This is a genomic window from Prevotella sp. P3-92 (assembly GCF_002251205.1).
Taxonomy (GTDB): Bacteria; Bacteroidota; Bacteroidia; order Bacteroidales; family Bacteroidaceae; genus Prevotella.
In genome coordinates this window covers 28,565-41,122 of record NZ_NPJE01000031.1, presented here as the reverse complement: position 1 = coordinate 41,122, position 12,558 = coordinate 28,565, and the positions used below count along the sequence as shown (strand labels likewise).

Here is a 12,558-nt window from a genome sequence, read left to right as displayed (position 1 = left end):
ACGATCAGCGATCTATGCCCTGTGCACCGCCACGCTCCTCAAAGGTGCGTATCATGCGGCTATACTGCTCGTAGTGTTTGTTGAACCATTGCTGATCTATCTGCTGAGCCACGAGAAGTATCTGCTGCAAATAGTAAGCATGGGCATAAGCATTATTCTTAGAGAAGGCAAACTGCTCAGCATTGAGGTTGTTGTACCAATTGAGGTATTGCTGAGAATTGTGCCACATCTCATTGAGCACCTTGATGGCTTTCTGCTTCTGACCTACCTGATACCATCCTTCTGCAATATCAAGCGAACCCGATGAGAATTCATGCGGGATATTATATGAAGGAAGCATCTTGTCAATGTAGGCAAGAACTTCAGCGGCACGCTTCTTGTCACCTTCCTCGATGAGTTTGTTGGCCAACTGCGACATGATGCGACGATGACTGTAGCACATGCGCATCACAGTCTCATCGATATATATGCCCTTTTGGTTGAGTCCACCAAACTTGAAACGATGCATCACGTTATCATAGGTGCGCTTCGTATCGAAGTTGCGTGCGCCTTGAGCATTGGTAGTGAATGGTGTGATACGATATGCCAATCCTTCAGTCACCACATTGTTGCCAAGGTTGATATAACTACTCTCACCAACAGTTGCAGCCACGTAGATGGGGCGTTTCCAGTTACACTCAGCCAACATCTCCAGAATCATCAAGTCGCCTTTGTAGAGTGCACTCTTGCCTGCAAGCGAGATAACCATGCGGTCGGGAATGCTATCACTTGCCATCATCATACCACTCTTGCGTACTGCCTCCTTGTCGATAGTCATATAGAGTGTGTCGGTTGGAATGACGTGGAGTTCTGAATTTTTGGAACGTGCCCAATACTTCAATACATTCTTCAACTCAAATGGATCATCACCAAACTGTGCTTTGGCAGTTTCGGGATCTTGCTTATAGAAATCAAGAACAGCCTGCTTCATATGAGGATCGATGGGCACATACTCGTTGGTACCAGTAACATACTCCAAACGATTCCATTTAATGGGAATGCCAGGAGAGGTATAAGCAGGACGACGCATCTGGTCTATATACCAATCGGTCTGCAGATACGACAGGTTGCAAACGCGCGCATCGGTGCGCACACCTTCTACATCCTGATTGTACCACAAGGGGAATGTATCGTTATCACCATTGGTATAGATGATAGGATTGCCCTCATTCTGCAGCGACATCAGATAGTTTTGTCCAAAGTCACGGCACGAATAACGACCACTTCGGTCATGATCATCCCATGTCTGACTACCCATTTGTATGGGAACAGCCAATGCCACTACAGCAATAACTGCGGCAACCAACACATTTTCTTTCTTCAGCTTGCGGTTCAACAGGTCGATGAGAGCTGCAACACCCATACCACACCAGATGGCAAAAGCATAGAACGAACCCGCATAAGCATAGTCGCGTTCACGTACCTGCTCAGGATTCTGATTAAGGTAGATGACAATAGCCAAACCTGTCATGAAGAACAGGAAGAACACAACCCAGAACTGGCGGATGCCCACTGGTTCTATATCTTCTTTGTCGCTACCGGGCACACGACGTTTGCGAGTGTACCACGACTGCCAGAAGAGTCCGATAAGACCGAGCATCAATGGCATCATATAGAATACATTGTGGCCTTTGTTGTTTTTCAACTCATCGGGCAATGTCGATTGGTCTCCCAGACGCCAGTTGTCCAACCAACTGAAACCACTTATCCAGTTACCATGTTCCAATTCGCCCTGACCTTGAATATCATTCTGACGGCCTGCGAAATTCCACATGAAATAGCGCCAATACATGAAATTGCACTGGTATGAGAGGAAGAAACGAATGTTCTGCAACATGCTCGGCATCTTCACCGTAACCATCTCGCCACAACGATCGTATGCTTCTTCACTTCCATCGGGTTCTTCGCCCAACCAACTACGATATGAAGCAGCCTTACCTGAATCCCACATACGCGGGAACAGCATATTCTGAGCATATACATAGTCGTCCTTAGTACGTGCTACGAAGTATTCATCCTTCTCGTCGGCAGATGCTTTCTCCTTGCGCTGCCAAACAGGTGCGCCCTTTGTTGAGACTGGACGGCAATAGTCGCCCGCCTTCTCCAAAGCCACCTGTGAGGTATAAGCCTGACCGTAAAGCAACGGACGCTGTCCGTACTGGTCACGAGCCAGATAGTCGCCAAGGGTAAATATATCCTCTGGAGAGTTCTGGTCCATTGGTGGATTGGCTGCCGAACGAATGACGATGACAGCATATGACGAATAACCAATGAGGAGCATCATCATGCAGAGCAGAGATGTATTCTTGATACGTGAAGTGATGAGCAACTTGCCTTGGCGCTTATATTGAAGTACCAGCCAAATCAGAGCCAATACAACAATGCCGATAAGCACTGCTGACCAGCCATAGCCAAAGAAAGGAATACCCAACATGGCTACAGACAACAGAAATGCTATATTCTGACGTTTCAGACTTTGATCCTTGTAGGACTCATAGATCGCCCATACCAATGTGGCAATAAGCAGGATGATATAAACAATCTCACCTGTATTGAACGGACAACCAAACACGTTGACAAACAACAGTTCGAACCATCCACCCACACGAACAATACCCGGCACAAGACCATAGAGCACAGCGCCCAAGATAACTACTGATATCACCAAAGCGGCAATAGAGCCATACAGATCTTTACGTGAATCGGGCTGGGGACACTTGCGATAGTAATATACCAGCACGATGGCAGGCAGACACAACAAGTTGAGCAAGTGAACACCAATCGAGAGGCCTGTCATATACATGATAAGCACCAGCCAACGGTCGGAATGAGGCTCGTCGGCATGTTCTTCCCACTTCAGGATCAGCCAGAATACCAAAGCGGTAAATGCCGAAGAATAGGCATATACCTCACCCTCAACAGCTGAGAACCAGAAGGTATCGCTGAACGTATAAATCAGCGCACCTACCAGTGCCGAGCCTTCAATGGCTATGGTTTTGGCGGGTGTCAACTCGCTCCAATCCTTGACCAACAAGCGTCGAACAAGATGCGAGATAGACCAGAACAGGAACAGAATGGTTACTGCCGAGAGCAATGCGCTCATCGTATTGACCATACGTGCTACCTGCGAGGGGTCGCTGGCAAAATGTGAAAACAGATTGGCGGTAAGCATGAAGAACGGTGCACCCGGTGGATGTCCGACTTCGAGTTTATAGCCCGTAGAGATAAATTCGGGACAGTCCCAGAAAGAGGCTGTCGGTTCAATGGTAGAGCAATAAACAAAGGCGGCAATCAAAAAGGTGACCCACCCCAGTATATTGTCTAACAGTCGAAATTGTTTCATTGTGTATTATTAATTATGATCTTAATTACCTAATAAAATACAAAAGTACAATATTTCTATCGAAGCGCCGTATCTTTCAGCAATTTTAACTAGATAAAGATGCTTGCACCATAGATGAGCAACACATAGCGTAGTAACTTACCTATGCTGATGCTGACCAATGAGATGACTATATTGGCACGCATCAAGCCAAGAGCGATGGTAATACCACTGCCCAAAATAGGCAGAAAGGCAAAGAATCCCATCCATGCACCACGGCCACCCATGAAACGCGTAGCCTTGTCGATACTCTCTTTCTTGACGTGGAGATACTTCTCTATCCACTCCAAACGACCCATTCGTCCAACGCCATAATTGAAACATGATCCCAACACATTACCTATCGTACCATAGACTATAAGGCCTATAGGGTCAAGCCCTGCCGCCATCAGTCCCACCATGACAGCTTCACTGGAAAAAGGGAAGAACGAACCAGCCACAAAAGCAGCTATAAGCATTCCCCAATAACCATAACTAATCAGAAAAGTAGTGATGATGTCCATAGATTATAAATTGTCAGAAGTACAGCCATGAATAGCAACACCTGGAAGGTGATATTAGTGATACGGGTATGGGTAAGCGCCAGATAATGGGCCAGCAAGGGCGACACAAATACAATAAGCATGCGAGTAAGAATGTTGTAAAGCGTTGGCTGTAGCAACAAACATGCAAACATCAGCAATACCGACCAACTGAAGACATGGTAAAGTTGACGCACACGTATGCGGTCGAGATAACTTGTGCGAATATAATGCACTATACCTATTACACTTATCAGCGCCAATAGCAACAGCACAGCAACCTGACTCCCATCCCACGCGCTGAAGTCAAAGGGTTGACTCCATTCTGTCAATGCCATGAAATGGTCAGTTATCTGGTCGATACTCTGTTGATACACCGACCAGCATGTCCAAAACCAATAGGGAGTGAGCAAGCCAAAGAAGCCGGCAAAAAATGTACGCCACGACAAAGAGTGAAGCACAACACCATGCATCAACAACAGTAATGGTATCAAACATACTATCTGGACAAATGACAAACTGGCAAGTCCTATACACAGATAGGCATAATAGGAACTTCCCACCGATGTGCCATCTTGATATGTTCGGAAAATCATCAGCAAGGCACCAACCACACACACTTGTACCCATGCACCTTCGGTTGAAGCAAACAATGGACATGCCACTGCCGAAAGTACCAAGAAGACACACGACACCATACGTGAATAAATACGAATGAGCGCATTGCTGTTGTTCAACTCTATCATCAGATAGGTCGAGACAACAAAGCACGCAAAAGATGCCCACCAATCTCCTTGTGTGAGTCCTGCCAATAACCACACCCCCGTCACACAAAGTACGGTGACAGGTAGTGTGAGTTTGCTTTCTGCTATTCTATTCTGCAGTAGTTTCGTCATGCTTGAGAGCTATCGCTTAAAGGTCTGCACCTATATCACGACGGAAATACTTGTCGGTAAACTGAATTTTCTGGGCTTCTTCAAATGATTTCTGCAGAGCCTCGGCCTTGTCCTTACCATAAGACGAAACGGCAATTACACGTCCGCCATTGGTTACCACCTGACCATCCTTAAGGGCAGTTCCGCTATGGAACACGATACTTCCCTCCACTTGCTCAATACCGGTAATAGGATAGCCTTTCTTATATTCCTGCGGATAACCACCGCTAACAAGCATAACACATACAGCAGCTCGTTCGTCAAAAGCTATTTCGCGCTCGTCGAGATTGCCTTCAGCCACTCCCTCAAACAAATCTACGATATCGCTTTTCAATCGCAACATGACACTTTCGGTTTCTGGGTCACCCATACGGCAGTTGTATTCGATAACCATCGGTTCCCCTTCAACATTGATAAGACCGAAGAATATGAATCCCTTATAGTCAATATTTTCAGCTTTCAAACCTTCCACAGTAGGACGGATAATACGGTCCTCCACCTTCTGCATCCACTCCTTAGTGGCGAAAGGTACAGGTGTAACACTACCCATACCACCAGTATTCAAACCGGTATCATGTTCGCCAATGCGCTTATAGTCCTTGGCTTCAGGCAGAATTTTATAGTGATCGCCATCGGTCAGCACGAACACCGAGCACTCAATACCACTCAAGAATTCCTCAATAACCACTTGCGAAGAGGCATTGCCAAACATTCCGCCAAGCATATCTATGAGTTCCTTTTGCGCTTCTTCAAGTGTAGGCAGAATCAAGACGCCCTTGCCTGCACAGAGTCCATCTGCCTTCAGCACGTATGGAGCTTGCAAGGTTTCGAGGAAACGCAATCCGTCTTCAAGATGTTCCCCGTCAAAAGTCTGATAGCGTGCAGTAGGAATCTGATGACGTTGCATAAATGCTTTTGCAAAGTCTTTCGATCCTTCCAGTACTGCACCTTGTTTAGAAGGACCTATCACTGGGATGTCCTTGGTGCGTGAATCGGCTTTCAACTCATCATAAATACCTTTTACCAATGGGTCTTCTGGACCTACGACAACCATATCTATGGCTTTCTCTACACAGAAAGTCTTGATGGTTTCGAAGTCATCAGCCTTCATGGCCACATTCTCACCACAGTTGCCAGTACCGGCATTGCCTGGGGCGATGTAGAGTTGCTCACATTTCGGACTTTGGGAGATTTTCCATGCCAGGGCGTGTTCACGTCCGCCGCTGCCTAAAAGTAATATTTTCATATCTTGTTACACCTTATTATATTAATGGAATGGTTATTTTATAACTTGCCTTGCTCGCCAAGGTAGGAATCTTTAAATCCAAGGAAATAAAGCACGCCGTCAAGTCCAATGGTATTGATGCTTTGCTTGGCATTGGCAACCACGCGCGGTTTGGCATGGAATGCGATACCCAGTCCTGCTTCTGATATCATGGGCAAGTCGTTGGCTCCATCACCTACGGCAATGGTCTGTGCAAGATTGACTTTCTCTACCTGAGCGATGAGTTTGAGGAGTTCCGCTTTCCGGTGTCCGTCAACTATATCCCCAACATAACGTCCAGTCAACTTGCCGTTATCGTCAATCTCCAGTTCGTTAGCATAGACATAGTCAATACCATATCGACGTTGGAGATATTCGCCAAAATAGGTAAATCCTCCGCTGAGGATGGCAATCTTATACCCGTAACGCTTGAGGATAGTCATCAGTCGGTCCACACCTTCTGTTATTGGGAGATGTTCAGCAATATCCTTCATCACGCTGACATCCAATCCCTTCAACAATGCAACGCGTCTGGTGAAGCTCTCTTTGAAGTCTATTTCACCACGCATAGCACTCTCGGTAATGGCGCGCACCTCTGCACCTACTCCTGCCCGATCTGCCAGTTCGTCGATACATTCAGTTTGTATAAGTGTCGAGTCCATATCAAAACAGATGAGCCGTCGCATTCTGCGGAACATATCGTCGCGTTGGAACGAGAAATCAATTTCCATATCTTTCGACACCTGCATGAGTTTGCTTTGCATCTCCTTGCGGTTGTTGGGTTCGCCACGGAGAGAGAATTCGATACAAGCTCGCACATGGTTTGTTGGATTCTTGATGCTCTTTCTACCTGTCAGTCTGAGGATGCTGTCGATATTAAGCCCCTGCTCGGTGATAATCAGCGATGCTGCCTCTATCTGCCGTGCATCCAACTGGCGTCCCATAACTGTTAGGATATAACGGTTTTTGCCTTGATGTCCCACCCAGTCTTCATATTCATCATCAGTAATAGGCGAGAATCCGATGTTGACTCCCAGTTCTGTGGCTTTAAACAAAAGTTCTTTCATGACTTGTCCGGAATGTGCTTCCTTCAAGCGCATGAGTATTCCCAACGAAAGTGTTGAGTGGATATCGGCCTGACCGATATCGAGAATCTGCGCATCATACCGAGCAAGGATTCCCATGACTGAGGCCGTCAATCCAGGGCGGTCCTGACCTGTGATGCGCACAAGTATCTGTTCTTCTTGGTTCATTTCAGATAATCTTCAAAATACTGTGTAATACGTTCATGCAGATGCACGCTCTGATGTCCCCGCATATTGTGTGGTTCGCCCGGATATACAAAGAAGTCGGGCTGGGTTCCTGCTGCGATACATGCTTTAAGGAAAGTGAGGCAATGTTGTGGCACTACTGTCACATCATTAAGTCCCTGTATGATTTGCAGTTTTCCTTTGAGATTCTTAGCCTGATAGAGCAATGATGTTTTTTTGTAACCTTCCGGATTGCTTTGTGGAGTTCCCATATAGCGTTCGCCATACATCACTTCGTACCAATGCCAGTCGATAACAGGGCCACCAGCCACACCAACTTTGAAGACATCGGGATAATTGGTCATCAACGAAATGGTCATAAATCCACCAAAACTCCATCCGTGTACACCGATTCGGTCTGCATCCACATAAGATAGTGTCTTTAGGAATTCCACTCCCTTCATCTGATCTTTCATTTCTTCCTGTCCCAGTTGATGGAATGTAGCCTGTTCGAAATCCTTGCCACGATGTTCACTTCCGCGGTTATCGAGGATAAAGGTGATGTATCCTTTGCCTGCCATATAGCTTTCCCATCCACGGCTACTATAATGCCAACGTGCATCGACGTTGTGTGCATGAGGTCCACCATAGACATATACTACAGTAGGATATTTCTTGTTAGGATCAAAATCCGCAGGTTTCACCATACGGTAATAGAGATCGGTAACGCCATCTGCTGCTTTAATGGTACCACAACTGAACTGCGGAATAGAATATCCCATCCAAGGATCTTTTGCCTGGAAATAAGAAACGGCCATTGCCTTAGTGGTTTGCACGATTTCTATACGACGTGGAACGGTCGGTGTAGAATAGTTATCGAGGATATAGTTGCCGCTTCCGCTGAGTTTGGCATTATGCCAACCCTCGCCATTTCCTAATAATGTTCGTTTGCCGGTCTTTACACTTACCGCATAGATATTCTGTTGGATAGGACTCTTTTCGTTGCTGGCAATGATGATGGTCTTCTGTTTGGCATTAAAACCAATCATTTCCAGGACCTCCCACTTGCCAGCGGTCAGTTGACTGACTTCGAGTGATTCGGTATTGCCGGCCATTCTGCTACCGTGCTTGCCAAGTGAACAAAGGTACAGGTGATTATATCCATCCTGACGACTCTGCATGATAAATGAGTTAGCATCCCATGGCAAGAAGACGATGGGATGTAGAGGTTCCACATACTTCTCGTCGGTTTCTCGATAGAGTTCAGCAGTTTTATTGCCTGTTTCTGCACTATAAGCGACCAGGCGACAGTCGTTCTGCTTGCGGTTCAATTCAAACATATAAACCGTTTTGCTGTCTGGACTCCATGCCACATTGGTGAAATAGCGGTCTGTGGGATCGCCAGCCTTGAGATAAATAGTCTTTCCTGTAGTAAGGTCATACACACCTACAGTCACCTGATGTGAAGTCTCGCCAGCCATAGGATATTTGTCGGGAGCCAGTGTGGCGATGCAGGAACGTTTTTCTTCTGGGTCGAAACCGATTTCCGGGATATCCACTTGTGGATAATCGGTCACCATCGACTGGTCCATTCTATAAAAGGCCAGTTTGTTTCCATCGGGACTCCAGAATGTTCCTTTACTGATGCCGAACTCATCACGATGCACAGTCTGTCCATAAACCACTTCTCTACTGCCGTCAGTTGAGAGTTGCACAGTCTGTTGCTTATGGTTGCAGACAAACAGGTTGTTGTCTTTCAAGAAAGCATAGGCTGTCTGTTGAGCATTGGTTTCCAACAGATTTTCACCGTCTTTCAACTCGAAAGAGCTGACCAAGGCATGTTTTTTGAAATCGACCATATAGGTTTTGCTACCTTGGCTAATCACCACAACGCTCTTGTTTGCAAATGGAAATTCTGCATTATATAGCGTACGAACCTTAATATCCTTTGTTGGTGCAATCCATTGGTTAATCTGGCTGACATCAAAGAGACGGGTTTCTTTACCGTTAGCTTTATCTACCAGATAACAAGCATCCACATCGAGGCGAACAAGTTGGTCTCCCCACCATGCAGTCCACCGGTTCTCCGGCACCATATTCCGATAGTTTGTACCACCGAAATTAAGGTCCTCAAGTGTAAAATTCTTCTGTGCGTTCATTGGAGATACAGTCATCAACATAGTCATGCAGACCATCAACGCCTTACTACAATATTTAATCATTGTCATCTTCGAATCTTCTTTTGTTACGGTCAAAGCCACGTCCACCGCCGCGTTGCTTTTTACCTCCACTTCGGTCAAAGCGCTCATGCCCCCCACGGTTCTCGCTCTTGCGATAGGGTTTGCGGTCATCGCGCGAATAACGGTCATCACCACAATCGTCACGTGAATAGCGGTCGTTGCGTCCGCCACGTTTCTGGAAGCGGTCATCACGGCGGTCGCCTTTAAATTCGCGTTTCTCTAAAGAGCGGAATCGGAATGTGCGTATGTCTGCCTCTTCGTTTTCTTCTTTCTCGTCAAGTCGTTTTTTGAATTCACGATTCTGCTTGAAGCGGCGTTTCTCAGCCATCTGACGTTTCTCTTCGTCGGTTTTGACGGTACCGCCTTCTGCACGGAAGTCTTTCATCTTTCCGTCGAATATCTGATATTTGCGGAACTCACATTCCAAGCTGCCATTGTAAACGGGAATCTTGATACTTGGCTTAAGACCGATCTGATCGAAGCACTCCTCACGATAGCTGAGTATCCAAGCGTCGTTGTTGAGGAATTGATGTTTCAGGCGTTCGCCAATCATCTTGTAAGTGCCAAGCAGGTCAGGGGTAGAGATGCGTTCTCCGTATGGCGGATTGGTAACAATAATGCTTTTCTCCTTCGGTTGTGTGAAGTTTTTGAAATCAGCCTCCTCTACGGTAATATCGTTGAGAAGCCCAGCAGCACGCACATTAAGGCGCGCTGTATTGACTGCCTTGATATCAACGTCATAGCCATAGATATGGTGAGTAAATTCTCTTTCGCTGGAATCGTCATTATAGATGCGGTCGAACAGATCGCTATCGAAATCGGGCCATTTTTCAAAAGCATACTCCTTACGGAATAGTCCTGGAGCCATATTGTGGGCAATGAGTGCTGCCTCAACGAGCAAAGTACCGCTTCCACACATAGGATCGATGAAGTCGGTTTCGCCTTGCCATCCTGTCATGAGAATCATACCGGCAGCCAACACCTCATTGAGCGGAGCTTCTACCGACTCCTGACGATAGCCGCGACGATGGAGCGATTCACCACTTGAATCGAGCGACAGCGTACATTTGTCTTCTGCGATATGGATATTCAGACGGATATCAGGATTTGCCACCGAGATATTGGGGCGTTTTCCTGTCTTTTCGCGAAATTGGTCAACAATGGCATCCTTCACTTTATAGGCCACAAACTTAGAATGGCGGAACTCTTCCGAGAACACCACAGAGTCAACGGCAAACGTTTTGTCTAAGCCGATGTACTCTGACCAATCGATTTTTTGCACCTCCCGATAGACATCATCAGCCGACAGAGCCTTGAAATGCTTAATGGGTTTAAGAATACGGATAGCAGTATGCAACTGAAAATTGGCACGATACATCATTTCTTTATCGCCCATAAAGGACACCATGCGGCGTCCTATTTGCACTTCGTTTGCGCCCAGTTGCGTCAATTCCTTCGCCAAGACGGGTTCCAATCCCATAAAGGTCTTGGCGATCAGTTCAAATTCTTGTGTCATTATGTGTATTTATAAATATGGTGCAAAGTTAACTGAAATGCCGCAAATTGCAAAATAATTCCCGTTTTTTTTCATTATTCTAAATCTTTTATGTAATTTTGCCCATCGCAATATTGCCAATTCCAATATGACAAACCTAACAGACACCATATTTCTATCTATCCGTTCATGGCTGACAGCCGATGTTCTTGCATGGATTATAAGCATTCCACTTATTATTTTTTTGGCAATTTCTTGGTTTGTGCTGACACGCAGAGTCAAACGATTAAAGACTCAAGTAGAGGCCATGTCCGACGAAGTTGGCAACATTGAATACGACTTGGTGCTTAAAGCAATGAAGCTCTCCACTTGGCGAGTTGACGTACCTTCGATGACCATCAACGTAGAGAGCGACTATCGTGAAGGTAAAGACCTTTTCATACCGCAAAAGGGAACTCCTGTAGAAAAGATTTTCAAACACATCGCCACCGAACAAGTGCAAGCAGTTCGCAACGCCTTTCTCAACCTTGCGGCAGGACGCGAGGAAGAAACCTATCAGGAATACCAAATGACTAATGCAGCAGGAAAAAAGTATTGGGCTGCCATGTTTGCCACCATTGAGAAGCGGGATCTGAACGGGCGCCCACTAACCATAGTAGGAGCAACCACATGCATAGACACCACCAAGCAGGTGGAACAAGAACTACTCGAAGCTCGCAACCACGCCGAAGAGAGCGACAGACTGAAATCAGCATTCCTTGCCAACATCACTCACGAAGTACGCACACCTCTCCACGCCATTGTCGGATTTAGCGATATTCTACCTTTGGCACAGAGCGATGAGGAGCGCCAGAATCTGATAGACCTCATCAAGCAGAATAATGCACATCTGCTACGCCTATTCGATGACATGATGAACGTCTCCAAACTGGAAGCAGGAAGCTACCAAACTATAGAAAATACAGACGTCAGCATACTGGAAGTCTTGCGTGAGATTGCCGACAAATACACCACACCATGCAAAGAAAAAGGATTAACAATTGTTGTTGATAATACAAACAACCACCTATTACAAACCGACCACGACCGCCTAAAGGAAATTATCAATCAATATGTCAGCAACGCAGTCAAGTTTACCGAGACTGGAGAAATCCGTTTGGGCTACACAAAGAAAACCGATCGCATCAGCATTTGGGTAAGAGACACAGGCATCGGCATTCCTGCTGATAAATGCAACGACCTTCTTTTCGAACGCTTCGTGAAGGTCAACGAATTTGTTCCAGGCACGGGAATTGGCCTAAGCATCTGCCGCAATTTGGCAAAAAGCCTGAAAGCCAAGGTTGGAGTAGAATCGGTCATGGGCAAAGGTTCCATATTCTGGATTGATTTTTTCAACGAGAGAAAAGAGTAAATTGGAGACATCATATCGCCT

At 46.1% G+C, this 12,558-nt stretch carries 8 protein-coding genes; 1 reads left to right on the top strand and 7 read right to left on the bottom strand.

Annotated features, from left to right (window positions below):
- Nucleotides 1-4: 4 nt before the first annotated feature.
- From CIK93_RS04690 to CIK93_RS04660, 7 genes are all read right to left on the bottom strand, one after another.
- Complete coding sequence (locus CIK93_RS04690; protein ID WP_094446728.1) at nucleotides 5-3,382, bottom strand: DUF2723 domain-containing protein; 3,378 nt, start codon at nucleotides 3,380-3,382, stop codon at nucleotides 5-7.
- An 89-nt stretch (nucleotides 3,383-3,471) separates the two neighbouring features.
- A complete protein-coding gene (locus CIK93_RS04685) occupies nucleotides 3,472-3,924 on the bottom strand; it encodes a YqaA family protein (RefSeq protein ID WP_094389771.1) in 453 nt (150 codons plus the stop codon).
- The gene (locus CIK93_RS04680) at nucleotides 3,900-4,838 is read right to left on the bottom strand and encodes a hypothetical protein (protein ID WP_144007567.1); all 939 of its coding nucleotides are present in this window, start codon (nucleotides 4,836-4,838) and stop codon (nucleotides 3,900-3,902) included. The genes CIK93_RS04685 and CIK93_RS04680 overlap by 25 nt, the downstream gene beginning before the upstream one ends.
- 16 nt (nucleotides 4,839-4,854) lie before the next feature.
- Nucleotides 4,855-6,123, bottom strand: a complete 1,269-nt coding sequence (purD, locus tag CIK93_RS04675; RefSeq protein ID WP_094446727.1) for a phosphoribosylamine--glycine ligase — start codon at nucleotides 6,121-6,123, stop codon at nucleotides 4,855-4,857.
- 38 nt (nucleotides 6,124-6,161) lie between these two features.
- The gene (serB, locus tag CIK93_RS04670; RefSeq protein WP_094389768.1) at nucleotides 6,162-7,394 is read right to left on the bottom strand and encodes a phosphoserine phosphatase SerB; all 1,233 of its coding nucleotides are present in this window, start codon (nucleotides 7,392-7,394) and stop codon (nucleotides 6,162-6,164) included.
- Nucleotides 7,391-9,619: a DPP IV N-terminal domain-containing protein gene (locus tag CIK93_RS04665; protein ID WP_371327167.1), complete on the bottom strand. Its 2,229-nt coding sequence runs from the start codon at nucleotides 9,617-9,619 to the stop codon at nucleotides 7,391-7,393. Before CIK93_RS04665 ends, serB begins: the two co-directional genes overlap by 4 nt.
- Nucleotides 9,606-11,147 carry a class I SAM-dependent RNA methyltransferase gene (locus tag CIK93_RS04660; RefSeq protein WP_094446725.1) on the bottom strand — a complete coding sequence of 514 codons (1,542 nt, stop codon included), beginning with the start codon at nucleotides 11,145-11,147 and terminating at the stop codon, nucleotides 9,606-9,608. The genes CIK93_RS04665 and CIK93_RS04660 overlap by 14 nt, the downstream gene beginning before the upstream one ends.
- A 127-nt stretch (nucleotides 11,148-11,274) precedes the next feature.
- Here CIK93_RS04660 and CIK93_RS04655 point away from each other — a divergent pair, with 127 nt between their 5' ends.
- Nucleotides 11,275-12,537 (top strand): HAMP domain-containing sensor histidine kinase, encoded by a 1,263-nt coding sequence (locus CIK93_RS04655; RefSeq protein WP_094389766.1) that lies wholly within the window; start codon nucleotides 11,275-11,277, stop codon nucleotides 12,535-12,537.
- Nucleotides 12,538-12,558: the final 21 nt, after the last annotated feature.

Bases quoted from the DNA above. Each gene is read 5' to 3' on its own strand.
- CIK93_RS04660 (WP_094446725.1), bottom strand. From the start codon at position 11,147: ATGACACAAGAATTTGAACTGATCGCCAAGACCTTTATGGGATTGGAA.
- purD (WP_094446727.1), bottom strand. From the start codon at position 6,123: ATGAAAATATTACTTTTAGGCAGCGGCGGACGTGAACACGCCCTGGCA.
- CIK93_RS04690 (WP_094446728.1), bottom strand. From the start codon at position 3,382: ATGAAACAATTTCGACTGTTAGACAATATACTGGGGTGGGTCACCTTT.
- CIK93_RS04685 (WP_094389771.1), bottom strand. From the start codon at position 3,924: ATGGACATCATCACTACTTTTCTGATTAGTTATGGTTATTGGGGAATG.
- CIK93_RS04665 (WP_371327167.1), bottom strand. From the start codon at position 9,619: ATGACAATGATTAAATATTGTAGTAAGGCGTTGATGGTCTGCATGACT.
- serB (WP_094389768.1), bottom strand. From the start codon at position 7,394: ATGAACCAAGAAGAACAGATACTTGTGCGCATCACAGGTCAGGACCGC.
- CIK93_RS04655 (WP_094389766.1), top strand. From the start codon at position 11,275: ATGACAAACCTAACAGACACCATATTTCTATCTATCCGTTCATGGCTG.
- CIK93_RS04680 (WP_144007567.1), bottom strand. From the start codon at position 4,838: ATGACGAAACTACTGCAGAATAGAATAGCAGAAAGCAAACTCACACTA.